General features: G+C 54.1%; 24 protein-coding genes and 2 tRNA genes. 19 read left to right on the forward strand and 7 right to left on the reverse strand.

Annotated elements, in window-relative coordinates; all coding sequences use genetic code 11:
• Positions 1 to 55 precede the first annotated feature (55 nt).
• The 8 genes from folP to DBR37_RS07320 all read left to right on the forward strand — a co-directional run bounded on the left by folP (position 56) and on the right by DBR37_RS07320 (position 4,919).
• Complete coding sequence (gene folP / locus DBR37_RS07285) at positions 56 to 892, forward strand: dihydropteroate synthase (protein ID WP_124573786.1); 837 nt, start codon at positions 56 to 58, stop codon at positions 890 to 892.
• A 28-nt stretch (positions 893 to 920) separates the two neighbouring features.
• Positions 921 to 2,258 carry a phosphoglucosamine mutase gene (gene glmM / locus DBR37_RS07290; protein ID WP_124573787.1) on the forward strand — a complete coding sequence of 446 codons (1,338 nt, stop codon included), beginning with the start codon at positions 921 to 923 and terminating at the stop codon, positions 2,256 to 2,258.
• 75 nt (positions 2,259 to 2,333) lie between these two features.
• Positions 2,334 to 2,410: transfer RNA gene (locus tag DBR37_RS07295), tRNA-Pro, on the forward strand.
• 232 nt (positions 2,411 to 2,642) lie between these two features.
• Entirely contained in the window at positions 2,643 to 2,882 is a 240-nt protein-coding gene (locus DBR37_RS07300) for a hypothetical protein (RefSeq protein ID WP_124573788.1), read from the forward strand.
• A 16-nt stretch (positions 2,883 to 2,898) separates the two neighbouring features.
• Positions 2,899 to 3,156: a hypothetical protein gene (locus DBR37_RS07305; RefSeq protein ID WP_124573789.1), complete on the forward strand. Its 258-nt coding sequence runs from the start codon at positions 2,899 to 2,901 to the stop codon at positions 3,154 to 3,156.
• 158 nt (positions 3,157 to 3,314) lie between these two features.
• A tRNA-Arg gene (locus tag DBR37_RS07310) sits at positions 3,315 to 3,391 on the forward strand.
• 158 nt (positions 3,392 to 3,549) lie between these two features.
• Positions 3,550 to 3,822 (forward strand): hypothetical protein, encoded by a 273-nt coding sequence (locus DBR37_RS07315; RefSeq protein WP_124573790.1) that lies wholly within the window; start codon positions 3,550 to 3,552, stop codon positions 3,820 to 3,822.
• Between the two features lie 299 nt (positions 3,823 to 4,121).
• Positions 4,122 to 4,919: a fumarylacetoacetate hydrolase family protein gene (locus DBR37_RS07320; protein ID WP_124573791.1), complete on the forward strand. Its 798-nt coding sequence runs from the start codon at positions 4,122 to 4,124 to the stop codon at positions 4,917 to 4,919.
• A gap of 53 nt (positions 4,920 to 4,972) precedes the next feature.
• On the opposite strand, the gene DBR37_RS07325 is transcribed toward DBR37_RS07320, so the two are convergent.
• From DBR37_RS07325 to wrbA, 5 genes are all read right to left on the reverse strand, one after another.
• On the reverse strand, positions 4,973 to 5,191 hold the full coding sequence (locus DBR37_RS07325; RefSeq protein WP_124573792.1) for a hypothetical protein: 219 nt from the start codon (positions 5,189 to 5,191) through the stop codon (positions 4,973 to 4,975).
• Between the two features lie 374 nt (positions 5,192 to 5,565).
• Positions 5,566 to 6,000 (reverse strand): DUF4124 domain-containing protein, encoded by a 435-nt coding sequence (locus DBR37_RS07330; RefSeq protein ID WP_124573793.1) that lies wholly within the window; start codon positions 5,998 to 6,000, stop codon positions 5,566 to 5,568.
• 34 nt (positions 6,001 to 6,034) lie between these two features.
• Positions 6,035 to 7,441 carry an FAD-binding oxidoreductase gene (locus DBR37_RS07335; protein ID WP_124573794.1) on the reverse strand — a complete coding sequence of 469 codons (1,407 nt, stop codon included), beginning with the start codon at positions 7,439 to 7,441 and terminating at the stop codon, positions 6,035 to 6,037.
• Positions 7,441 to 7,833 (reverse strand): DUF2069 domain-containing protein, encoded by a 393-nt coding sequence (locus DBR37_RS07340; protein WP_124573795.1) that lies wholly within the window; start codon positions 7,831 to 7,833, stop codon positions 7,441 to 7,443. Before DBR37_RS07340 ends, DBR37_RS07335 begins: the two co-directional genes overlap by 1 nt.
• Positions 7,833 to 8,441: an NAD(P)H:quinone oxidoreductase gene (wrbA, locus tag DBR37_RS07345; protein ID WP_124573796.1), complete on the reverse strand. Its 609-nt coding sequence runs from the start codon at positions 8,439 to 8,441 to the stop codon at positions 7,833 to 7,835. Before wrbA ends, DBR37_RS07340 begins: the two co-directional genes overlap by 1 nt.
• Before the next feature lie 108 nt (positions 8,442 to 8,549).
• On the opposite strand from wrbA, the gene DBR37_RS07350 reads away from it, so the two are divergent.
• The gene (locus DBR37_RS07350; RefSeq protein ID WP_124573797.1) at positions 8,550 to 9,857 is read left to right on the forward strand and encodes a YihY family inner membrane protein; all 1,308 of its coding nucleotides are present in this window, start codon (positions 8,550 to 8,552) and stop codon (positions 9,855 to 9,857) included.
• On the opposite strand, the gene DBR37_RS07355 is transcribed toward DBR37_RS07350, so the two are convergent.
• Positions 9,810 to 10,127, reverse strand: coding sequence for a DUF962 domain-containing protein (locus DBR37_RS07355; RefSeq protein ID WP_124573798.1), 318 nt, complete (start codon positions 10,125 to 10,127; stop codon positions 9,810 to 9,812). The two genes, DBR37_RS07350 and DBR37_RS07355, sit on opposite strands and share 48 nt — an antisense overlap.
• Before the next feature lie 219 nt (positions 10,128 to 10,346).
• On the opposite strand from DBR37_RS07355, the gene DBR37_RS07360 reads away from it, so the two are divergent.
• Complete coding sequence (locus DBR37_RS07360) at positions 10,347 to 10,802, forward strand: CBS domain-containing protein (protein WP_124573799.1); 456 nt, start codon at positions 10,347 to 10,349, stop codon at positions 10,800 to 10,802.
• A 144-nt stretch (positions 10,803 to 10,946) separates the two neighbouring features.
• On the forward strand, positions 10,947 to 12,833 hold the full coding sequence (locus DBR37_RS07365) for an MFS transporter (RefSeq protein WP_124573800.1): 1,887 nt from the start codon (positions 10,947 to 10,949) through the stop codon (positions 12,831 to 12,833).
• A 49-nt stretch (positions 12,834 to 12,882) separates the two neighbouring features.
• Here DBR37_RS07365 and DBR37_RS07370 read toward each other — a convergent pair whose 3' ends face one another.
• Positions 12,883 to 15,120 carry a bifunctional diguanylate cyclase/phosphodiesterase gene (locus DBR37_RS07370; protein ID WP_124573801.1) on the reverse strand — a complete coding sequence of 746 codons (2,238 nt, stop codon included), beginning with the start codon at positions 15,118 to 15,120 and terminating at the stop codon, positions 12,883 to 12,885.
• A 181-nt stretch (positions 15,121 to 15,301) separates the two neighbouring features.
• On the opposite strand from DBR37_RS07370, the gene aroC reads away from it, so the two are divergent.
• The 8 genes from aroC (at position 15,302) to DBR37_RS07410 (ending at position 25,073) form a co-directional block, all read left to right on the forward strand.
• Positions 15,302 to 16,399 carry a chorismate synthase gene (aroC, locus tag DBR37_RS07375; protein WP_124573802.1) on the forward strand — a complete coding sequence of 366 codons (1,098 nt, stop codon included), beginning with the start codon at positions 15,302 to 15,304 and terminating at the stop codon, positions 16,397 to 16,399.
• A gap of 42 nt (positions 16,400 to 16,441) precedes the next feature.
• Positions 16,442 to 17,269, forward strand: coding sequence for a M48 family metallopeptidase (locus DBR37_RS07380; protein ID WP_124573803.1), 828 nt, complete (start codon positions 16,442 to 16,444; stop codon positions 17,267 to 17,269).
• Positions 17,270 to 17,440: 171 nt separating this feature from the next.
• A complete protein-coding gene (gene leuC, locus DBR37_RS07385; RefSeq protein ID WP_124573804.1) occupies positions 17,441 to 18,847 on the forward strand; it encodes a 3-isopropylmalate dehydratase large subunit in 1,407 nt (468 codons plus the stop codon).
• Between the two features lie 16 nt (positions 18,848 to 18,863).
• The gene (locus DBR37_RS07390; RefSeq protein ID WP_124573805.1) at positions 18,864 to 18,986 is read left to right on the forward strand and encodes an entericidin A/B family lipoprotein; all 123 of its coding nucleotides are present in this window, start codon (positions 18,864 to 18,866) and stop codon (positions 18,984 to 18,986) included.
• Between the two features lie 106 nt (positions 18,987 to 19,092).
• A complete protein-coding gene (gene leuD / locus DBR37_RS07395) occupies positions 19,093 to 19,740 on the forward strand; it encodes a 3-isopropylmalate dehydratase small subunit (RefSeq protein WP_124573806.1) in 648 nt (215 codons plus the stop codon).
• A 30-nt stretch (positions 19,741 to 19,770) separates the two neighbouring features.
• Positions 19,771 to 20,841 carry a 3-isopropylmalate dehydrogenase gene (leuB, locus tag DBR37_RS07400; protein ID WP_012080022.1) on the forward strand — a complete coding sequence of 357 codons (1,071 nt, stop codon included), beginning with the start codon at positions 19,771 to 19,773 and terminating at the stop codon, positions 20,839 to 20,841.
• 86 nt (positions 20,842 to 20,927) lie between these two features.
• The gene (asd, locus tag DBR37_RS07405) at positions 20,928 to 22,034 is read left to right on the forward strand and encodes an aspartate-semialdehyde dehydrogenase (protein WP_124574193.1); all 1,107 of its coding nucleotides are present in this window, start codon (positions 20,928 to 20,930) and stop codon (positions 22,032 to 22,034) included.
• Positions 22,035 to 22,232: 198 nt separating this feature from the next.
• Complete coding sequence (locus DBR37_RS07410) at positions 22,233 to 25,073, forward strand: FimV/HubP family polar landmark protein (protein WP_124573807.1); 2,841 nt, start codon at positions 22,233 to 22,235, stop codon at positions 25,071 to 25,073.
• Positions 25,074 to 25,104: the final 31 nt, after the last annotated feature.

The raw sequence follows: 25,104 nt of genomic DNA on the forward strand, positions 1-25,104 counted from the left end.
AATACAGGGGTGGGGAGAAATCCTCACCCCTTTCTATTTGTACCCAGACAAAACAATGCAAACTCACCTGCAATGCGGTCGTTACCGCCTTTCCGTCGACGCTGCAGCGCGTCCCCTTGTAATGGGTATCCTCAATATCACGCCTGACTCGTTCTCTGACGGCGGCAAGTACCACATGCTGGATACTGCCTTGTCGCATGCGGAAGAGATGATCGCGGCAGGTGTAGACATCATCGATATCGGCGGCGAATCCAGCCGTCCCGGTTCACTCGCGGTTTCGCTCAAAGATGAGCTGGATCGCGTCATGCCGCTGGTTTACGCTTTGCGCGATTGCGGCAAGCCATTATCGATAGACACGTATAAACCGGAAGTCATGCGTGAAACCATCGCAGCCGGCGCCGACATGATTAACGACATCAACGGCTTTCGTGCGCCGGGCGCCTTGCAGGCGGTAGCCGATGCAGATTGCGCGCTGTGTGTCATGCACATGCAAAATGATCCGCAAAGTATGCAGCTGCAACCAGAATATGATGACGTCGTGGCTGAAGTCGGGGAATTTTTACGCGAGCGTATCGGTCAGATGGAGCAGGCTGGTATTGCCCGTGAGCGTATATGTATAGACCCGGGCCTGGGTTTTGGAAAAACGCTTGCGCACAATATCGCCTTGTTGAAAAATACCAGGCAAATGCAGGCATCCCTGCAAGCGCCGATGTTGATCGGTTTATCGCGTAAAACGATGATAGGTGCGCTGACAGACCGGTCGGTAGAGCAACGTATGGCAGGCAGTCTGGCAGGAGCGTTAGCAGCTGTTGCGAATGGCGCTCGTATTGTGCGCGTGCATGATGTGGCAGAAACAGTAGACGCATTACGCGTTTGGCAGGCAATATCCTGATTACATACAAAATTTAAAAAGAACAACAATGACACGACAATATTTCGGCACCGATGGCGTGCGCGGCAAAGTAGGCACTTCCCCGATTACTCCCGATTTCGTCATGCGCCTCGGCTATGCGGCAGGTACCGTGCTGACCAAGTCGCGTACCAAGACCAGCCGTCCGGTGGTACTGATAGGCAAAGACACACGTATTTCCGGCTACATGCTGGAAGCCGCTCTGGAGGCAGGTTTCTCCGCTGCCGGCGTCGATGTGATGCTGGCCGGTCCTATGCCGACACCGGCGATTGCCTATCTGACGCGCGCTTTGCGTTTGTCTGCAGGCGTCGTGATTTCAGCTTCGCATAATCCATACGAAGATAACGGCATCAAATTTTTCTCTGCATCCGGCAATAAATTGCCGGATGCGATAGAACTGGAAATTGAAGCGGCATTGAATGAGCCGATGTCTTGTGTCGCATCCGAGAAACTGGGCCGAGCGAAGCGGCTGGAAGATGCACGCGGACGTTATATCGAATTCTGCAAGAGCACCTTCCCGCACGAACTGGATCTGCGCGGCACCAAGCTGGTAGTCGATTGCGCACATGGAGCTGCTTACCATATTGCACCGGACGTTTTCCACGAGCTGGGTGCTGAAGTGATCGCGATTGGTAACCAGCCGAACGGCTTCAACATCAATGAAGGTTTTGGTGCGACTGCGCCCCAGGCTTTGGTGGAAGCAGTGCGTGCGAACCAGGCGAATCTGGGTATCGCATTGGATGGTGATGCTGATCGTTTGCTGGTGGTGGATGCTGCTGGTCGTATTTATAACGGCGACGAGCTGTTATACATCATGGTCAAGGATCGCATGCGGGTGCGGCCGATTGAAGGTGCAGTCGGCACTCTGATGACGAATATGGCGCTCGAAGTCGCGTTCAAGGAAATGGGCATAGGCTTTGCGCGTGCAAACGTCGGCGATCGTTATGTGCTGGAAGCCTTGCGTGAACGTGGCTGGCAGGTCGGTGGTGAAGGCTCGGGCCATATGCTGTGTCTGGACAAGCATACTACCGGTGACGGTATTGTTTCTGCCTTGCAAATTCTCTCTGCTTTGAAGCGCAGCGGACAGAGCCTGGCGCAGCTGACGGAAGATATCGCCATGTTCCCGCAAACCTTGATTAATGTGAAAGTCGCTCCCGGTTTTGACTGGAAGAAAAACAAGGATTTATTGGCGGAAAAAGAAGTGGTGGAAGCCGAGTTGGGTGACAAGGGCAGGGTACTGATACGCGCCTCTGGTACCGAACCTTTAATCCGCGTAATGGTAGAGGCCAAAGAGGCGGATGTTGCTGATAAAATGGCACGACGGATAGCCGCCAAGCTGACTGAATAAATTTATAAAATTATTGAAGTAAAAGCATTTTAGATATTGACCGATTCCGGAACATTCAATATAATCTCTTTCTTTCGGAGTGTAGCGCAGCCCGGTAGCGCACCTGGTTTGGGACCAGGGGGTCCAAGGTTCGAATCCTTGTACTCCGACCAGAATTTAAAGGACTAGCCTAATCGCTAGTCCTTTTTTTCGTCTATTATCTTTCTACTGTTCAGTGGAAAGTCTGCAGTAATTTTTCCCTCATTCTGATTGACGTTTCAACGCTCGCCCTTACGTTTTTACGCAATATCTTCGCCATATAAATCTATCTGGGATTTTATAGTCGTATAGTCACTCCAATATGCATGAAGTGATTTCATCAGCTAACCGTAAAGGATGTACATCATGCTTAGTATGATTAGCACCTGCAGTCGTCTTTATGCATCTCCGCTGCCATTTGTCCGTGCATCGCATATCCCGTTGTCTGCACATACTGCACCAGTGCCTGAACCGATAGAAGATCCTTTGCCAGGTGAACATCCGGTGCCGCAGGAAGATCCGGTTCCATCTCCTAATCCCGAAGTTGATGATCCGAAGTCGCCGCGTAAGGCGGCTGTTACACGTGGTCATTGCTCGCATCATTGAAGTCTGGGGAATGCTTATGGAAAAGCAGCAGAACTGGAGTACAGAGTTGTATCAGGGGCTGGATGTGCATGTCACCACATTGCAAAAAGAAGCGCCACCCCAGTTGTGGGATTACACGGTGCGCGTGTGCGAGCCGGGACTGGATGCTTCGGCAGAAAGCGAGCTGGCAGCCGAGTCTGGTGACGACGCAGATTACGCCAGCGCAGCGGAAGCTTTGGCCGCAGGTTTTTCTCGCGGTTATGCATTAGTCGATCGGATTCGTAAAGACAGGTAGGTATGACTACCTGCAGCTGGCGATGACATATGCCGGCATGGCTTGCTGCAGGGCAGGGACATTGAAAGAGTGGCGTAAAAAAGGCATAATGCAGCACCTTTAGACGGGCGTTGATTCAGGCTTTGTCTTTCCGCATCGCGGTTTACTCCCGCCATATTCTGCCCATAGCTCAGTTGGATAGAGCATCAGCCTTCTAAGCTGAGGGTCGCAGGTTCGATTCCTGCTGGGCAGGCCACTAGCTACATTCCCCGCTACACATTGACACCATCCATGGCCGATAGCTGCATGGGCATAAGACTATGCTGAATTCATAGTCTTAAGTGCGTTAGCTAACAGATGCAATTTCTTTATGGTGATAGGATATTAACTATCCTCGACTACCGGGAGCGCATCATGAATCGCATCGATCAGGCCATCAGTGATTTGGCACGTGCTTTTTGCCAGCTCAAGCAGCATGACGAAGTGCTGTACACCAAGGCTTTGCAATCCCTCGTTGCGTTGGCACTTTCTGAAGAAAAAGTTGAAAGAGTCTCCAGCATAGAGCAGGATATGCAATACGTCGGACAGATTCTTTCCAACACCCGTCGGGTGCGCACTACGGGCGGTGACGCGGTACTGGAGTTCCCTTGTCGAAGAAAAGGCGAGCGTCGTGTTTCCGCACGCTAGGAATGTCGCTCTTCAGTCATACCCGTAGTTAGTCAAATTCAGCCCTGTGCTTGCAAGAGCATGGGGCTTTTTTACGCCCATCACTCAGGATTTGACAGCTGTCACCACCGCGCTTAACTCGTTTCGCTTGTGCAAATTACTGGTTGTGTACAAGGCCGGATTTATTCATCGGCTTGCGTATCTTTCTTATATTAACTTGTATATATTTGGTATATGGAGAGCTCGGATAACGGGCCAGCCGGGACGTTATCGATTACTTGCCATATCGCGGTATAACCCAAGTGGATTGAGGAGACAACATGACTAAAATGAGTCGGCGTGGAATGCTTCAGGCAGCTGGTTTGATGACGGTCGGTGCGGTAACAGGTTGTGCCGCTCCGCGCAGTTCAGGCGGTAAGGAAGGCAATGCAATATTCTCAGTCGCGCAACCGACTATCCCTATCGTTGGCAGCAATGAGCAATTCCCGGTTCGCCGCATCTACTGTATCGGACGTAACTACGCAGCACATGCACGTGAAATGGGTTCAGATCCGACACGTGAGCCTCCTTTCTTTTTTCAGAAACCCAGCGATGCCATTCAATACGTCGCGCCAGGCAAGGTAGTCGATCATCCGTATCCGACGCTGACCAAGAATTACCACTATGAGATTGAATTGGTTGCTGCGATCAACAAGGGAGGCAAAAATATCCCGGTCGAAAGTGCACTGCAACACGTCTTTGGTTATGCGGTTGGCCTGGACATGACGCGCCGTGATTTGCAGGCAGCGATGAAGAAGGAAGAAAAGCCATGGGAAATCGGCAAGAGCTTCGATATGTCCGCACCGATCGGACCTTTGCATCCGGTCGCCAGTATCGGTAATTTCACCGAAGGAAAGATCTGGTTGAAGGTGAACGGACAAGTGAAACAGAGTGCAGATTTGAAGCAAATGATCTGGTCAGTGGCCGAGCAAATCAGTAATTTGTCGAAAGCATTCGAGTTAATGCCTGGAGATATTATTTATTCGGGCACACCGGAGAACGTCGGACCGGTGGTACGTGGCGATGTGATGGAAGGTCATATCGATCGACTTCCTAATATCACGCTAAAAGTCGTATAAGCGAGGTGCCGGGCCTGAGCGCCCGGCACTTTTTAAGGTCGCAGGCGGAGTAGTCAGATACGACTGTAGGTATCCTGGACGCCCTTGATTTTGAAGGTGCCGTCTTTTTGCGGCTCCGCGATATTGTCTGTGTCTTTAATGCGATAACCAACGAAGTCGCGTGGCAGTTTGGTACTGCCGAAATCCAGGTAGGTCCTGCCTTTTCCTATGTTTTGCAAAGTAATGACTTTGCCGGATGGAGCTTTAACCTTAAACTCTTCAATGCTTTTCATGTAGCCTCCTGATAGGTGGGTTGAGCAGCGGAATCGTGACTGACTTTCATACTGACGAGCAGACCGAAGAAGTGTTAAGCGATGTTATACCATGGGTCGGATCATGTTGCATGCTGCAATGCCATGCAGTATTTACATGGATTGCAGCATGAGACGACTCTTTCGGATGAGAAGACAGGCAGGACTGCATGTCTTTGATATTGGTGCTGGTATATTTCCCGACCGCCAGCGCCGGTAGTAGCGACCACTGCTTAAATGGCCCTAAGGCATGCCCACTCTTGGTGAGCAAGGCCGTATCGTAGCAAAGCTATATGACCGCAGTTTGACATGGATCAAATTCGCTGCGATCAGCGAATTTTCTCAGTGGCGACATTTCATGGTCCGCATTCCAGTTGCAGCTTTTCTGCTGCGCGTTGAGCCTTGCGCTGTTCGCGTGCCATGCGCTTCACGCTGGCACGTGCTGCGTCTTCCTTTGCCCATCGCGCACGCTGTTCGAGCGTGGCACAACGCTTCCTCTTGCGCTCCTGTTCCTTGTAGATTCTTTGCCGTTCTTTTTCCGCACTGGCTTCTTCTTTCCTGCGCTGCGTTTCCATCGCCTGCAAGATGCGTTTTTCACGGATCAGGTTTTCTTGTGCGAGATGCGTATCAGATGATGGAGGGGGCGTGATGATGCGCTCGAAGCGCTGCTTAGTTCCGGTGCCGTTACAAGGCAGGTCGCTGTAGCTGATTTTTCCGCCTGACTCGCATTTATAAATCGCCAGCGCTGGAAGTGGAAGGGAAAAGAGCGCGAATAACAGCAGGAATGGCATGGCAAGCTCGCAGGTCTATAGGGACCTTGCCACTTTAGAGGAGCTTGCCGGGATTCATCAAATTCAAGGGATCAAGTGCCAGCTTAATAGAGCGCATTAATTGCATCTCTACATCGGACTTGTAACGCAGCATTTCCATGCGTTTCAACGCGCCTATGCCGTGTTCGGCGGAGATGGAGCCACCGTGTTGATGCACGCTATCGTGCACGACGCGATTTACAGCTGTTTGCTTTTGCAGAAAACTCTGATCAGTTTCCTGCTCAGGATGCGCAACGTTGTAATGCAGATTGCCGTCGCCGAGATGGCCAAAGGTCACCATGCGGGCACCGGGAAATGCCTGCTGCAGTAATGCATCCGTCGTGCGGATGAAATCACCGATATGTGAAATCGGGATGGAGACATCATGTTTGATGTTCTTGCCTTCCGCTGCCTGCGCTAGCGGTATGTGTTCACGGAAATCCCAGATCGCTTGTGATTGTGCGATTGAGCGCGCGATGATCGCATCTTGTATCAGGTCTTGCTGCAAGGCTGCGCTGATGACATGTTCCAGCATGGCTTGCGCATGTTCTTCAGATTCGCTATCGGACAATTCAAGTAGCACATATTGCGCATGCTCTTCGGCGAAAGGCAGGCGCATGGCGGGGAAATGTTGATTCACCAGCTTGATGCAGAAACCCGACATCAATTCGAAACCCGTCAGTGACGACACGCAGTAACTTTGCGTCAACGACAGCAGTCGTAATGCATCGTCCGGCGTACGCAGAGCAGCCAGGGCGGTGAGTTGTGCTTTCGGCGGTGGGAAGAGTTTCAGTACTGCCGCAGTGATCAGGCCCAAAGTACCTTCTGCGCCTATGTACAAATCGCGCAGGTCGTAGCCGGTATTGTCTTTGCGCAAGCCGCGCAGGCCATTCCAGATATCGCCCTGCGGCGTGACGACTTCGAGACCGAGGCAGAGCTCGCGTGTGTTGCCATAGCGCAGGACAGCGGTACCTCCTGCATTGGTGGACAGATTGCCGCCTATCGTACAACTGCCTTCTGCCGCCAGTGAAAGCGGGAATAGGCGACCGGCATCGCTGGCTGCCGTCTGGATATTTTTCAGGATGCAACCGGCTTCGACGGTAATCGTGTTGTTGCCAGGGTCGATCTGACGGATGCGATTGAGGCGCGTCAGTGAGAGGATGACGGCTTTGCCGCTGTCGTCCGGGATGCCGCCCAGTACCAGGCCGGTATTCCCTCCCTGCGGCACCATCGGGACTTTGTGCTCATTGCAAAGACGCACCAGTGCTGCGAGTTCCTGCGTATCCGCCGGTTTGAGTACCGCGCAGGCCTTGCCGGTGTAGCGCCGACGCCAGTCAGTCAGGTAGGGCGCGGTATCGTCCTCTGAGGTCAGGACATGCGCCGCGCCTATCGCTCTGCGGCAGGCATGGAGGAAGGTGTCCATTACTTGGCGGCCTTCTGTAGCGCCTGCTTGGTCAAGGCCTTCGCCGCTTTTTTGTAAGGGCGCAGGTAGAGGATGGTACAGCTAAAGAAGACCAGCACCAGGCCGACTTCGATCCAGCCCAGGATGGCGGACAGGCCGGTGTCGCTCATGCCACGTACTATGCCTTCGGCGAAAAATAGCAGGATCAGCATGGATGCCCATTGCATGGTGTAGAGATTGCGTTTCCAGACACCATGCAACGGAATCAGTAGCGGGATGACCTTGAGTACCAGCCAGGAGCCGTTAGGGCGTATTGGCGCCAATATCATTTCCCAGGCTACACACAGCACGATCAGGGCAAGCAGGCTGCCTAGTGCGCCCATATGCAGGATTTTTTGCCCTTGCGTTTGCATCAGGTGCTCCGTAATTTGACAGCTGTTTGCGCCAGGCGCTGGCCGAGCGCGATGGCCAGTGCGCGTGTATCGGGTGAAATCGGCTGGTTGCCGGCTACGCCGGACCAGTGCGAGGCGCCGTAGGGTGTGCCGCCGCTGCTGGTCGTCATCAATTCCGGTTGGGTGTAGGGGATGCCGAGCACGAGCATGCCGTGATGCAGCAGTGGCAGCATCATGGATAGCAGGGTCGATTCCTGTCCACCGTGCAAGCTGCCGGTTGAGGTGAAGACACAAGCAGGTTTGCTGTTCAGAGCGCCGGATAGCCATTGTGCGCTGGTGCCATCCCAAAAATACTTCATCGCCGACGCCATATTGCCGAAACGGGTAGGTGAACCCAGCGCCAGGCCTGCGCATTCCTCCAGGTCCTGCAATTCGACATAGGGCGCGCCTTCATTCGGCACCTCGGGTTCGGTCGCTTCGGTGACGGTGGATACCGCAGGTACTGTGCGCAGGCGCGCTTCGCAGCCGGGGACGCTGTCTATACCCTGGCCGATTAACTCCGCCAGTTTGCGGGTCGAGCCATGGCGCGAGTAGTACAAAACGAGAATAGGGAGCTGGGCAGTGTTCATGCTTGGTATTATAGGGCGCTTTATAAGCATCTTGAATGGCGTATGGGGCGTCACTGGCGTAATTCTGCGCTTACGCTGTCCGCCTAAGAATACACTCACACCTACTGCATGAAACCAGCTATTCCCCTTTTTTTTCGCGAACTGACCTGGCCTCAGGTACGCGATCTCTTTCATTTTGCCGCACGTCGCCTGACTGAAGAGCGCTTGCCGCAAGTGGCTGGCAGCCTGACGTTTACCACCGTGCTGGCGCTGGTGCCTATCCTGACGATCGCACTGGCGATTTTCACTACCTTCCCGCTGTTCAATACCTTCCGCACATCGCTGGAGGCTTATTTTGTACATAACCTGATGCCGAAAGGTATCGCCAATACCATCCTCGGTTATCTGACCCAGTTCTCCAGCAAGGCGACGCGTCTGTCGGCTTTCGGCGCAGTGGCGCTGATCGTGACTGCGGTCGCCATGATGCTGATGATAGACCGGGTCTTCAACCAGATCTGGCGTGTCAAAACCAAACGTCCCATCATGCAGCGTATCCTGGTGTATTGGGCGATTGTGACTCTGGGGCCGCTGCTGATAGGCGCGTCGATGACGCTCACTTCATACTTGTTTACTGCGACCGACGGCGTGGTGCGCGGCGTGCCGTTTGTGGGCGCTGTGTTTTACACCTCCATCTCGATTTTGCTGAGTATGGTGGCGTTTACTTCGCTCTACATCGTGGTGCCGAATCGTCTGGTTGAGTGGCGCGATGCCGTGTATGGCGGCCTGCTGGCAGCGATCGCATTTGAAATCGTCAAGCGCCTGTTTGCCGCTTTCGTCATTAAAGTACCGACTTACACGGTTGTGTATGGCGCGGTTGCGGCTTTCCCCATTTTCCTGGTCTGGGTGTATCTGGGCTGGATGATTACGCTGGCGGGAGCGGTGGTGACGGCAGCCTTGCCGATCGTGAAGTATGAGCGTTGGTGGCATGTACCGCAGCCGGGCAGTGCCTTCGTCGATGCGATGGCATTGATGGCCGTGCTGTACGAGGCGCGTGCATCTGCTGATTCCGCGGTGGTGGATACCAAGCTGCTGCGCGATCGTACCCGGCTCGGTTTCGATGAGTCCGAAACCCTGCTGGAGAAGATGCTGGACGCGGGTTGGGTTGCGCGCCTTAAGTCAGAAGGGCCGAAGCGCATGCAGTGGGGCAAGCGGATTACCGATGGCCTTGATCGCTGGGTTTTGCTGGCGAATCCGGAGTATCTGACGCTGGCAGACGTGTACCGCGTATTCGTATTTGACGCGAGTGGCAATGAAACACTGGCGAAAAAAGTGGAATGCGCGGTCGAGCAGGGCTTGTATCAGTCGCTGGCTAGCTACTTCCGTGAAGGCTCAGAAGGAAATTTGCCCGGTCAGCATTTGCCAGTACATCAGCCATGATCCTATGAAGGAATACAGCGGTTGCCTGAACGAACTGGGGTGGTTTTTCTCGAAACCAAGATGACCTATCCACGCCAGGCCGTAAAACGACAGGATGGCGGCTAATAACCACCACGCGTTCCCGGTGAGCACCAGCGCGGTAAGAAAGATGATGGCCAGCGTTGAGCCAAGGAAATGGAGCTGGCGAGATCTGCGGTCGGAATGCCCTGTCAGATAAGCGGCATAAAATTCCGAAAACGACAGATAGGTCTTTTGTGTGATGACACTCATGACTGCCTCCTGTGGCTGCTACAGTTTCAGGGTAGTCCTCGTGCAGTCACTATGCAAGCCTTATTGACGCAGGGCATGTAAGGGGCGGAGCCATACTGGCACTTGTCTCATTGCCGCCATTCGTGCATTTGGCCCCAAGAGAGTATTGTGGATTTTTTCCAGAGCTTGAGCTACATTGGAAGTGTCCGAAGTACAACCATAACTCTTGAGGACGGTGCCATGAAAGTATCCGAAATACTTAAAGTAAAAGGAAACATTCTCTTCACGGTAACACCAGATAGTCCGATGCTGGACGCAGTCAATGCGATGGCGGAAAAAGACATCGGTTCTCTGGTTGTGATGGAGGCGGGCAATCTGATCGGTATGCTGACTTTCCGCGAGGTCATGGCAACGATCCATGCAAATGGCGGGGCGGTCGGTGGTGATACCGTGCGGCGCTATATGGATAAACATCCGATCACTATCACTTCCGATGCAGAGATCAATGAAGTACGACGACTGATGCTGGAGAAGCATGCGCGTTATGTGCCGGTACTGGACGGGAAGATACTGGTTGGCGTCATCTCTTTCTACGACGTGGCGAAAGCGGTGCTCGAAGCGCAAAGCTTTGAAAACAAAATGCTGAAGTCTTACATACAGGACTGGCCAGCTGTCGCGAACGAACAAGACGGCTGAGTCGCAGTAGTCAAGTAAAAGCCGCTCGCATACCCGTTTGGGTATGCGAGCGGCTTTTTGTCATTCATATCCCTTACAATCGCCTGATATTGAACGCGCATGGCATGTTGGCGTTCGCATTCCTGAACCACTATATGGATACCCATGAGTAAGCCCAGTCAATTCAAGTTGATGATACAACGCCGCTTTGCGCCTTTTTTCTGGGCCCAGTTTTTCGGTGCGTTTAACGATAACGTGTTTAAGACTGCCTTGCTGACGGTGCTGACCTTTGAAGCGCTGAGCTGGACCACGATGGATAGGGGATTTTTGAATAACCTGATTCCTGGTTTATTTATCCTGCCCTTTGTCTTGTTCTCGGCGATTGCCGGCCAGCTGGCCGACAAGTTTGAAAAGTCAGGTCTCGTGCGTTATATCAAATTGCTGGAAATCGCCATCATGTTGCTGGCGGCAGTTGGCTGGATGCGCCAGGATTTGTGGCTGCTCATCGCAGCCGTTGCCGGCATGGGTTTGCACTCGGCTTTGTTCGGGCCGGTGAAGTATGCCTATCTGCCACAAAAATTGGCGCCGGATGAATTGGTTGGCGGTAACGGCCTGGTTGAAATGGGGACTTTCGTCGGCATCCTGCTGGGTGAAGTATTGGGCGCGGTGCTGGTATTGCACAAACCGTGGGGCATAGAGCTGGTAGCTGGCGGTACGATTGCGATTGCCTGTGCCGGATGGCTGGCCAGTCGCGCGATTCCGCTGTCGCCTGCACCTGCGCCTGAGCTGAAAATAAACTGGAATCTGGCGACGGAAACGGTACGCAATATTCGCTACTCGAAGCAGAATCGCCCGGTCTTTTTATCGATGCTGGCGAACTCGTGGTTCTGGTTTTACGGCGCGATCATACTGGCGCAATTTCCGCTGTACGCAAAAGATTATCTGCATGGCGACCATAGTATCTTCGTCTTGTTGCTGACGATATTTTCGCTCGGCATAGGCACCGGATCCTTGTTGTGCGAACGCTTGTCCGGTCATAAGGTCGAGATCGGTCTGGTGCCGTTCGGTGCGATCGGTTTGTCGGTATTCGGTTTCGATCTTTTCCTCGCCAGCATCAGTTATACCAATACCACCCTGGTGGATATTGCGGGTTTTCTGCAGCAACAGGGTGGTGTGCGTATTCTGGTGGATTGCCTGTTGATAGGCGTGTTCGGCGGCTTGTACATCGTGCCTTTGTTTGCCTTGATACAGACCCGTTGCGATCCGCAGCATATGTCACGCACGATCGCCGGTATGAATATCCTGAATGCGGTGTTCATGGTGGTCGCCGCACTGGTGGCGATGGTCTTGCTGAAGATGGGTTTGAGCATTCCGCAACTGTTTATGGTGACAGCCATCCTGAACGCAATTGTGGCGCTCTACATCTTTACTGTGGTACCAGAATTCTTGCTGCGCTTCCTGGCATGGCTGATGCTGCACACCACGCACAGGGTACGTACTTTCAATGCCGAGCGGATACCGGCTGAAGGGGGCGCCATCCTGGTTTGTAATCATGTCAGCTATATGGATGCGATCGTGATTCTGGCGACCAGTCCGCGTCCGCTGCGCTTTGTGATGGATCACAGGATTTTTAAAATCCCGTTGTTGTCTGCTTTGTTTAAGGCAGTGCGGGCGATTCCGATTGCACCTGCGAGTGAAGATGTTGAGATCATGGACGCTGCCTACGGCAGCATAGCGCGTGCGCTGGAGCGGGGAGAGCTGGTGTGCATTTTCCCCGAAGGAAAGTTGACACGTGATGGCGAGTTGAATGAATTCAAAGGCGGCATCATGAAGATACTGGAACGGACTCCGGTACCTGTTATTCCGATGGCCTTGCGCGGCTTGTGGGGCAGTCTGTGGACGCGTAGTGCCGATAATCCCTTCCAGCGCTCCTTCCGTAGCGGACCGTTCTCCAAACTTGAGTTGGTGGTCGGTCAGCCCATGGCTGTGACTGAGGTGACACCAGAGATTTTGCGTGAGCGGGTTGCGCAATTGCGCGGGGCGCGCAAATGAGGGAATAAAAAATCAGGCCGGTACGCGTACCGACCTGATTGTTGCGGTCTTATTTTGGTGCGCTTAGCCAGTGATGTAATGCATCTGCAGTCATGGGTCTGGCGAACAGATAACCCTGGCCCAATGGACAGCCGAGTTCGGTCAGGATAGCTGCCTGCCGTTCATCTTCCACACCTTCCGCAATCACATCCAATTCGAGGTTGCGACCGAGTTGGATAATCATTTCGGCAATGCTGCTGCCGCGCGAAGAATCGGTGATTTCGGTAACGAACGCGCGATCAATTTTGAGGCGGTCCACACTGAGTTTTTGCAAGTGGCTGAGGGATGAGAAACCCGTTCCGAAATCATCAATCGCAATGCTGACGCCGGTAGCAGTGATCTGATCCAGTAGTTTGATCAGGGCATCGGGCTCTTCCATTGCCATCGATTCGGTGATTTCAAGTTCTATACAGTGTGGCGGAACCTGGGTGTCGTGCAGGGCATGACGTAGCATGCTGAGGAAGTGTGGATGACGAAATTGTACTTGCGAGACATTGACCGAAATCATGAAGTCGGTGAAGCCCAGGCGATGTATGCGCACCAGTTCCTGGCAAGCCTGCCGCAAAACCCATTCACCGAGTTCGATGATCAGACCGGAGTACTCAGCAATCGGGATGAAGCGGTTTGGTGAAATCATGGAGCCGTCTTCAGTCGTCCAGCGCAAGAGAGCTTCAGCACCTACTGGTTGTCGCGTCGCCATATCGATTTGCGGTTGATAAACGACGGATAAATGTCTTTCTTCAAATGCGGTACGCAAGGCGTGCATCATATTCACGCGTTCACGTATATCGATACCCATATTGCGTGAGAAATACAAATGGCCGGTACGCTGCTGAAACTTGGCGCGCTTGAGCGCAATATGTGCGTTCTTCAAGGCTTCCACACCGCGCCCCTCATGTTCGGACAGGCGCACCAGTCCGACTGTGGCGGAAAGTTGCACGTCTTGTCCGTCTATGCTGAACGGCCGTTCGAATTGCGCGAGTATGGCAGCCGGATTCACTTGTATATCGTCGCCGAGGACGCCAAACGTATCGCCACCGACACGCGCCACGATGAGATGGTCACCCAGGCGCGATTGCAGGCGTGTGGCAACCGAAAGCAGGAGCAGATCGCCGAACTGATGGCCGAGCGTATCGTTGGTTTCCGCAAAGTGGTCGATATCGATCAAAGCCAGCGTACTTGGCAAGTCATTGCTGGAAGACAGGCTGTCGTCGATGATTTCCTTGAGGCGGGTACGGTTCGGTAGCTTGGTCAGTGAATCGTAGAAGGCTGAATTGTGCAGGCGCGTGACGAGCGTGATATTCGAGAGACCAACCGAGATGTTGCTGCAAAATACTTCCAGCAAGCGCAGCTCGATTTCAGTGAGTGGTCGCCCGGTGCGGAAGAAGGCCGCGAAATTGCTCGAGGCATTGCCGGTGAAATGTAGTGCACTAAATTCGCGACCATAAATATTTCTGCGCTCTTTCAATGCGCGCGTCAGCGTGCGGTCTATGCTGGCGTCTTCTATCGATGAAAGTGGGTGATTGATGAGATCACCAAACCGTCCGGCGGCCGCCACCACGAACAACGCGTTTTCCTGATTGTGCAATTGTTCCTGTACGCAGAACAAGCCATCCGGGGATATGCCCAGCAGGCGTGCGATCTGAGTCACTACACCAGTGGCAAATTCCTCCAGGCTTTGCAAGGCCATTAACTCAGTGCTGGCGCGCAGGATCATATCCAGGCCGCTGCTGCTTGAATTGATGGTGCAGATTTGCTCATACGAGCGGATTGCCGCAGTCACTGCCGTGAACAGCTTGATCTGGGTCAGTTCGGATTTTGATTTGTAATCGTTGATGTCGAACTGCTGGATCGCATCGATACCGGGCGTATAACCAGGCTGGTCGGTGCGCAGGATGATGCGAACCTCGGCGCGATGCAGGACATCGCGTATGTAATGTACCAGTTGCAGGCCTTCGTCTTGCTGATCGGCGTCGATATCCAGCAAGATCACCGCGACGTGAGCTTCTTGTGCCAGAACTTCCCGGGCTTGCTGCGCTGTGTGGGCGTGCAAAAAAGCCAGCGGCCTGTTTTGTATTTCAACATTGCTGAGGGCGAAAGTCGTCGCGGTGTGTACATCAGCGTCGCCGCCGATGATCAGCACCTGCCATACATCCTTGCTTAAACCTGATTTATTGTCGCCGGACACACGCACCGTTTTATCCAGAAATACAAGGTCATCCTCGCTATGGCTGACCGACTTGCTCATGGTGCCTTCTCCGAGATTGGTTGTTCTAATTTTGTAACCTGATTTTGTAATCCGGTTTTGAAACCTGCTTTGTAACCGTATATTGCACATCGATTTGTCATGAGGCAATGCTTTTTCTAGAACTAATTGTTATGTGACCACTGGTAGAATGACTACTTTATTTCGCTTATAACCAACTATCATGTCCGGCAATACTTTTGGAACACTCTTTACTGTCACCACTTTCGGCGAGTCGCACGGCCCGGCTATCGGCTGCGTAATCGACGGTTGTCCACCCGGAATAGTGTTGTCAGAAGGTGACATTCAGCCCGAACTGGACCGTCGCAAACCAGGTACTTCACGCCATGTGACACAGCGGCAGGAGTCGGATACGGTCGAAATCCTGTCCGGTGTATACCAGGGAAAAACGACGGGTACGCCGATTGCACTGCTGATTCGTAACGAAGACCAGCGCAGCAAGGACTACGGCAATATCACCGAAACTTTCCGTCCCGGCCATGCGGATTACACGTATTGGCATAAATACGGGATTCGTGATCCACGCGGCGGCGGTCGTTCGTCGGCACGTCTGACCGCGCCTGTGGTGGGAGCTGGCGCGATTGCGAAGAAATGGTTGTTCGAAAAATACGGCACGATCTTTAAAGGCTGCATGAGCCAATTGGGTGATATCGAGATTCCATTCGAAGACTGGCGCCATGTACCTGAGAATCCATTCTTTGCGGCCAATGCAAGCATCCTGCCGCAGCTGGAAGCCTACATGGATGATTTGCGTAAGAACGGCGATTCCTGCGGTGCGCGCATTGATGTCGTTGCGCAAAACGTACCTATCGGGCTGGGTGAGCCGATTTACGACAAGCTGGATGCCGAAATCGCCTTTGCACTGATGGGCATCAATGCCGTCAAAGGCGTGGAGATAGGCGCGGGCTTCAAGTCTGTTGCGCAAAAAGGCACCGAGCATGGTGATGAGTTGACGCCTGAGGGCTTTGCCAGCAATAACTCCGGCGGCATCCTCGGCGGGATTTCAACCGGGCAGGACATCACGGCATCGATTGCGATCAAACCGACCTCGAGTATCCGTACCGCACGTCACTCCATCGACAAAGCCGGTAATCCGGTGCTGGTGGAAACTCTCGGGCGCCATGATCCTTGCGTCGGCATACGGGCAACCCCGATAGCTGAATCCATGCTGGCACTGGTGCTGATGGATCACGCCTTGCGTCATCGCGCGCAATGTGGCGATGTGGTGGTCACCCCGCCACCTATTCCGGGCAGCCGTTAATTACTGTGCGCATAGCGTGTAATCATTTTTGATGGAGGGAAAATGAAACCAGTACCAGGGCATTCTTTTCTGTCGTCACTAGTGATGGCTGCTGCCGTTTTGCTGCTATCCGCTTGCGAAACCGTGCAAACCACGCAGGGTGGGGCAGTGGGCGTGGATCGCCAGCAACGCATGATGATTTCAGCGCAGGAGCTGGATCAGGCTGCCAATAAGCAATACAGCGAACTGATAGCCGCCGAAAAGAAAAAAGGCAGTCTGAACCGAAATGCAGCGCAAGTGGAGCGGGTGAAGGCGATTTCCAGTCGTCTGATCGCACAAACCGGCGTGTTTCGTCAGGACGCGCGGCGCTGGCAGTGGGAGGTCAATGTCCTGAGCTCCGACGAGGTCAACGCCTGGTGCATGCCGGGCGGCAAAATCGCGGTGTACACCGGTTTGATCGAAAAGCTGAATGTGAGCGATGACGAACTGGCGGCCGTGATCGGGCATGAGATTGCACATGCCTTGCGCGAACATGCACGTGAACGTGCGTCGGAGCAAAGGGTGGCGGGCAGCTTTATCACTATCGGTTCGGCTTTGCTGGGCGTCGGTGGGCTTGGTCAGCAGGGTGCTGAATTCGCCTATATGGGCCTGATCGGCCTGCCTAATTCACGTAGTCATGAAACCGAGGCTGACCGTATCGGCGTCGAACTGGCGGCGCGTGCCGGTTACGATCCGCGCGCTGCGGTTACGCTGTGGCAAAAAATGGGCAAGGTTTCCAGTAGTTCGACTCCGGCTTTCCTGTCTACTCACCCTTCCAGTTCGGCCCGTATCAGCGATTTGACCGTGTATTCCGAGCGCGTCATGCCGCTTTATCAACAGGCACGGAAATAAGTGACAAGACGGCAAGATATTGTTTTTCTGGCTGTCACCCACATCTTTTTAATCAACTAGCCGGCTTTCCAGCGGCCGTGTGGCGCGCCGTCCTATAAAGAATCGGCGTAAATATGGCATAATCGAGAGCTATCTCACCGGTCCTCGCGGACTTACTTTTACACACGAAACATGGCCCAAACGCTCTACGATAAACTTTGGCAATCGCACGTCGTCGAAACCGGCGACGATGGCACGACTGTGCTCTACATAGATCGCCATTTGCTGCATGAAGTGACCAGCCCTCAGGCTTTTGAAGGTTTGAAGCTGGCTGGCCGTCGCCCATGGCGCGTCTCCGCCAACCTGATGGTGGCGGATCACAACGTACCGACTACTGACCGTGTGAACGGTATTGCCGATCCTACTTCGCGTCTGCAAGTAGAAACACTGGACGGCAATGCGCACGAATACGGCCTGACCTACTTCAGCATGCGCGATAAGCGCCAGGGTATCGTGCACGTGATCGGACCTGAGCAAGGTGCAACGCTGCCAGGCATGACCGTCGTTTGCGGTGATTCCCATACTTCCACGCATGGCGCTTTTGGCTGCCTCGCGCACGGTATCGGTACTTCCGAAGTGGAACACGTGCTGGCGACGCAAACGCTGCTGGCGCAAAAATCAAAAGCCATGCTGGTACAGGTCGACGGCGTATTGCCGGACGGCGTGACGGCAAAAGATATCGTGCTGGCAGTGATCGGCAAGATCGGTACTGCGGGCGGTACCGGTTATGCAATCGAATTCGCTGGTTCGACCATCCGTTCGCTGTCGATGGAAGGTCGCATGACCATCTGCAATATGGCAATCGAAGCAGGCGCACGCGCCGGTATGGTGGCGGTGGATGAAACCACGATCAATTACGTCAAAGGTCGTCCTTTGTCGCCGGTCGGCCCACACTGGGATCGCGCCGTCGAATACTGGCGCACCTTGCACTCCGATGCGGGTGCCAGGTTCGACCTGGTTGTGACCCTGAATGCAGCCGAAATCAAACCGCAAGTCAGCTGGGGCACATCGCCTGAGATGGTGGTGGCGGTTGACGGTCGTGTACCTGATCCGGATAAAGAAAAAGATCCGACCAAACGTGACGGTATGGAAAAAGCGCTGGTCTACATGGCCTTGAAACCAAATACACCGATTACCGATATCCGTATCGACAAAGTATTCATCGGCTCCTGCACCAACTCGCGCATCGAAGATTTGCGCGCTGCGGCAGCAGTCGTGCGTGGTAAGTATCGTGCATCGAATGTGAAGCTGGCGCTGGTGGTGCCGGGCTCCGGTCTGGTCAAGGAGCAGGCGGAACGCGAAGGTCTGGACAAGATTTTCAAGGCCGCTGGTTTCGAATGGCGTGAACCAGGTTGCTCGATGTGCCTGGCGATGAATGCAGATCGCCTGGAACCGGGTGAGCGTTGTGCCTCGACCTCGAACCGTAACTTTGAAGGTCGCCAGGGTGCGGGTGGTCGTACCCATCTGGTCAGCCCTGCAATGGCTGCGGCAGCCGGGATCGAAGGGCATTTCGTTGATGTACGTGCTTTAAAACACTAAGAGTGCTGAGGACAGTATGAAGAAAACGATTTCATTTCTCCTGCTGATCGCCGCTGTCTCGTCGTTGGCCGCCTGCAATACCGTGCATGGCTTTGGTCGCGACGTAGAGCGTCTCGGTGAAAAAGTGCAGGGCAAGTAATCCTGGGTAAAACGCGTCGGATGCCGGTGTCTGCACCCATCTGATAAACATGAGAAATCGGCGCTGCAGCAAGCTACTCTGCAGCACGTACTAATAGTTGGATAGCATGGATAAATTTACTATTCTTGATGGCCTGGTTGCACCGCTGGATCGTGCAAACGTCGATACCGATGCCATCATTCCAAAACAGTTTCTGAAGTCGATCAAACGGACCGGCTTCGGTCCTAATCTGTTCGATGAATGGCGCTATCTGGATCAGGGTGAGCCTGGGCAGGATAATTCGCGTCGTCCTTTGAATCCCGATTTTGTGCTGAACCAGCCGCGTTACCAGGGTGCGTCGATTTTGTTGGCGCGCAAGAACTTCGGTTGCGGCTCGTCGCGTGAGCACGCGCCCTGGGCTTTGAGCCAGTACGGTTTCCGCGCGATCGTATCGCCTAGCTTTGCTGATATCTTCTTCAACAACTGCTACAAAAACGGTTTGCTGCCAGTCACCCTGACTGAAGCGCAAGTTGATCACCTGTTCAATGAAGTCAAGGCCTTCCCTGGCTACCATCTGGTGATCGATCTGGAAAAGCAAATCATCGGCACCAGCAACGGCAGCGTGACGTATCCGTTTGAAATTGACGCCTTCCGTAAATATTGCCTGTTGAACGGTTTCGACGATATCGGCCTGACCTTGCAAAAGGCGGACAAGATACGCGCGTTCGAAGAACGTCATCTGGCAGCGCAACCTTGGCTGTCGAACACGATTTAATCCTTTTTTAATCCTTCTCGAAGTTATCAAATGAAAATTGCAATTCTGCCGGGCGACGGCATCGGTCCGGAAATCATGAATCAGGCAGTCAAGGTAATGAATGCCTTGGGTGAAAAGTTTGAAACCGAAACAGTACCGGTCGGCGGTGCAGCCTATGCAGCGCAAGGCCATCCTTTGCCTGAATCGACACTGAAAGTTGCTAAAGAAGCGGATGCCATTTTGTTCGGCGCAGTCGGCGATTTCAAATACGACACACTGGAACGCTCGCTGCGTCCTGAACAAGCGATTCTGGGTCTGCGCAAGCACCTGGGTTTGTTCGCTAACTTCCGTCCTGCGATCCTGTACCCGGAACTGGCAGGTGCCTCGTCGTTGAAACCGGAAATCGTATCCGGCCTCGACATCATGATCGTGCGCGAATTGACCGGCGACATCTACTTCGGCCAGCCACGCGGCGTACGCGCAGCACCAGACGGTCCGTTCAAAGGCGAACGCGAAGGTTTCGACACCATGCGTTACACCGAACCTGAAATCCGTCGCATCGCACACGTTGCATTCCAGGCTGCGCAAAAACGCGGCAAACGTCTGACCAGCGTCGACAAAGCCAACGTACTGGAAACCTTCCAGTTCTGGCGCGACATCGTCACCGACGTGCACAAGGAATACCAGGACGTCAAACTCGACCACATGTATGTCGATAACGCAGCGATGCAATTGGTACGCGCACCGAAAGAATTCGACGTGGTTGTGACCGGTAATATGTTCGGCGACATCCTGTCCGACGCAGCAGCGATGCTGACCGGCTCGATCGGCATGTTGCCTTCGGCTTCGCTGGACGCCAACAACAAAGGCCTGTACGAACCATCGCACGGCTCGGCGCCGGACATCGCAGGCAAGGACATCGCCAACCCATTGGCGCAAATCCTGTCGCTGGCCATGATGCTGCGTTACTCGCTGGGTAAAACAGAGCAGGCTGATCGTATTGAAACGGCTGTTAAATCCGTCTTGAAACAAGGTTTGCGTACTGTCGATATTTTCGAGGCAGGTACAACCAAAGTCAGCACCACACAGATGGGCGATGCTGTCGTTAAAGCATTGGCTTGATGTAAATAAGAGCGGTAGCAGTCACTAAACCGCATACCAATTGATAAATAGGGCGGCTGTCAGCGCCCTGAGCGAAGGAAATGATGATGAAAGTTGTTGGCTTAGTCGGATGGCGTGGGATGGTCGGATCGGTCTTGATGCAGCGTATGCAGGAAGAGGGCGATTTCGACCATATCGAAGCTGTATTCTTCTCGACCTCGAACAAGGGCGGTAAAGCGCCTGCGATCGCGAAGAAGGAAACCACACTGCAAGACGCTAACGACATAGACGCATTGAAGAAGTGCGACATCATTATTACCTGCCAGGGTGGTGACTACACCACCGAGATCTTCCCGAAACTGCGCGCAGCAGGTTGGGATGGCTACTGGATCGACGCGGCATCGACTCTGCGCATGAAAGATGACGCAGTCATCGTGCTGGACCCGGTTAACCAAAACGTGATCAAGGATGCCCTCGGCCGTGGCGTGAAAAACTACATTGGCGGTAACTGCACCAACTCCATCCTGTTGATGGGTGTGGGTGGTTTGTTCAAGGAAGGTCTGGTCGAGTGGGTCAGCTCCATGACTTACCAGGCAGCGTCGGGCGGTGGTGCCAACCACATGCGTGAGTTGTTGAGCGGCATGGGCGTGGTGCACGGTGCGGTTGCCAGCGAACTGGCGACCCCGTCGTCGGCTATCCTCGACATCGATCGCAAGGTCGCAGAGTCCATCCGTAACGACGTACCGACCGAATTCTTTGGTGCTCCACTGGCTGGCGGCCTGATCCCATGGATCGACGCACAACTGGAAAACGGTCAGTCGAAGGAAGAGTGGAAGGGCCAGGCTGAGGTCAACAAGATCCTCGGCAATACCCAGGTCATTCCGGTTGACGGTCTGTGCGTCCGTATCGGTGCGATGCGTTGCCACAGCCTGGCGCTGACCATCAAGCTCAAGCGTGATCTGCCGTTGGCGGAAATCGAAAACATCATCCGTTCGGCCAATCCATGGGTCAAATGGGTACCGAACGAACGCGCTGTGACAGTAAAAGAGTTGACGCCAGCTGCCATCACCGGCGGCCTGGAAATCGGTGTCGGTCGTGTGCGCAAGCTGAACCAGGGTCCTGAATACATCTCGGCTTTCGTCATCGGCGATCAATTGCTGTGGGGTGCGGCTGAACCACTGCGCCGTATGCTGCGCATCATACTGGGCAAGTAAATCGCGATAGTCGTTGTCAGATCGCAACATAAACCCGCCAATTCACCTTGTTAAATGGGTGTCTGGCGGGTTTTAAATTAGTTGCCAAGATGGTTGCGCTTGCGCCTGTAAGTCCATGATGCTATGGTGAAAGTTCTTAAAAAAACGATATGCAAGCGTTGTTTGTGGTCCCCGACGAACGCCAACGGAATACTCTCCATGCCACTCAAAATGCGGTCAAATCCTGGTTCTACCCTTTCCTCATTGAAACTAAAGACACTGAGTGCAGCGGTCATTTCCGCGCTCGTGTTGTCCAATGCATACGCAGCGGGCCTGGGGAAACTGACTGTGATGTCGTCGCTGGGGCAGCCCCTGCGCGCCGAGATCGAGCTAACCTCGGTCGCACCTGATGAACTTGCTTCGCTGCAGCCCAAGCTGGCTTCCGCTGAAGCGTTTCGCCAGGCGAATATCGATTTCAACCCTAGTTTGTTCTCACTGCGCTTTGCTGTAGAGCAGCGCGGTGGCCAGCCTATCGTACGGATTACCTCGACCCAGCCTATCAACGAGCCTTTCGTCGATATGCTGCTGGAATTGGGCGGCAACAAAGGTCGCCTGGTACGTGAATACACCTTCTTGCTGGACCCGCCGGAAATGCGTACTACGCAGCCGGCACAAGTAGCGCCTATCGCGATCACGCCGCCACCTGCTGCGCGCCCGGTAGAAAGCCGTCCGGAAGTTGCCGCGGCAGCACCGGCAGCACGTCCTGCGCCTGAGCCGGTTGCACCTGTGCGAGAAGCTCCGGTCGCAGCACCTAAACCAGTCCGCGCTGCACCTGCACCTGCACCTGCTGCTGCGCCGGCACCAGCGCCGGTAGCGAGAGCCGCGGCAGCGCCTATCAATGAGTACGAAGTCAAGAAAGGCGACACCCTCGCCAAGATTGCAAATCAATACCGTTCGAGTGGTGTATCGCTGGACCAGATGCTGGTTGCCTTGTACCGCGCCAATCCGGAAGCTTTCATCGACAAGAATATGAATCGCCTGCGTGCCGGACAGATTTTGTCGGTACCTGAGGCGGATAGCACGCAAGCCATCGGACAATCCGAAGCGCGTGGCGTGGTCATCGCACAAGCGGCCGATTTCAATGCTTACCGTAGCAAGCTGGCAGGTCAGGTTGCAAACGCTGCAGCGAAGAAATCCGACGACGCGAAGCAGGCTGACGGCGGCAAAATTACGGCCAAAGTGCAGGATGAGTCCGGCGCAGGATCTGAGTCCAAAGACAAGCTGAAACTGTCCAAGTCTGGTGCTGCGAGCGGTTCCGACAAGTTGGCGAATCAGGCTGGCGCGGAAGAGTTGATCGCGAAAGACAAGGCGATTGCCGATGCCAATGCACGCGTCAAGGAACTGGAAAAGAACGTCAACGAATTACAAAAAATCCTTGAAATCAAAAACAAGGATTTAGCAGCTCAGCAGAAACAGGCTGAAACTGCAGCAGCAGCTGTAGCCGCGGCTGCTCCTGCCGCGCCAGCGACACCAGCGCCGACTCCAGTTGCAGCACCAGAGCCGACGCCTGCGCCAGCAGCAGAAGCGCCTGCAGCGACGCCGCCGGCAGCCGAAGAAAAACCAGCTGAAGCCGCACCAGCAGCGGAGCCGGCACCAGCGCCTGTTAAACCGAAGAAACCAGTCGTGGTCGCACCTCCGCCGCCGCAACCTAGTTTCTTTGAAGACTTGACCGACAACGCGATGTTCCTGCCAGGCGCCGCTGCCTTGCTGGCACTGCTGGCTGGTTTGGGTATCTACAGCTCGCGTCGTCGCAAGCAGCAACCTAAATCGTTTGAAGACAGCATCATTACGGATTCCAGCCTGAAGTCGAATTCGCTGTTCGGTTCTACCGGTGGTCAAAGCGTAGATACGAATAACAGTGTGTTCAATTCCAACTTCGTACCATCGGCCAGCCAGCTGGACACGAACGAAGTCGATCCGATTGCGGAAGCCGATGTTTACATCGCTTATGGTCGTGACGCACAGGCAGAAGAAATCCTGAAAGAAGCGCTGCGTAACCAGCCGGATCGTCATGCAGTACGCGTGAAATTGCTGGAAATTTATTCCAGTCGCAATGACGTGCGTTCGTTTGAAATCCTCGCGACCGAGCTCTACAGCATGACCAAAGGTGAGGGCGATGACTGGGCGCAGGCTGCGACCATGGGGCTGATCCTCGACCCGAGCAATCCTCTGTATGCGCACGGTGCAGTGCCGGAAGATGTGGCGGCGAAAGCATCGGCGATGACTGCGCCGACACAACCGCTGGATGGAATTGATGACTTGCGTGCGATCGCACCGCTTGCGGCTGGCGCTGCGGCGTTGGGTAGCGCGGCGTATTTCGCCAGCAATAACTCGGAACTTGATGCAGAGCAGGAAGAATTGACAGCCGCACCGCAGGCAGAAGCCAAGCCAGTGGTAGAGGATCTGGACTTCGATCTGGAAGGTCTGGATATCGAAAAGAATGCCGATAAACCGGCAGTCGACGAGGCTGCACCAGCTGAATTCGCGGCTGATGCGGCTGCCATCGATTTCGACTTCCTCGACGACAAGTCAAAAACAGCTGCTGACAAATCCGGCAATACTTTGCAGTTCTTTGATTCCGAAGCGAGTGCGCCGACGATACCTGCCGCAGAGATTAAACCTGTAGCAACGCCAGACTACTTGCTGCCGGACGATATAGAGCTGGATTTCCCTGAGCATGATACGGCTCGCTTCAGTGAGACTCAGCCTGCGACGAATCTGCCGGAGTTTGATCTGTCCGATATCGCATTGGAACTGGATCCGGTCGACAAGCCAACACTGGCAAGTGCAGAAGAATTGGCGCTGCCGGAACTGGATGGTCTGGGCGATGAAGCCAGTTACTCGGCGAACGCAGAAATGGCGACCAAGCTGGATCTGGCGATTGCCTATCAGGAAATCGGTGACCGCGAAGGCGCGCGTGAGCTACTGGAAGAGGTAGTCAAAGGCGGTAATGGCGAACAGTCAGAGAAAGCCAAAGCCTTGCTGGGCAAGCTTTCCTGAGCTATTAGTTAGTTATACCGACGGGCGCAAT

The sequence above is a fragment of the Herminiimonas sp. KBW02 genome (genome assembly GCF_003852535.1).
Classification (GTDB): domain Bacteria; phylum Pseudomonadota; class Gammaproteobacteria; order Burkholderiales; family Burkholderiaceae_D; genus Oxalicibacterium.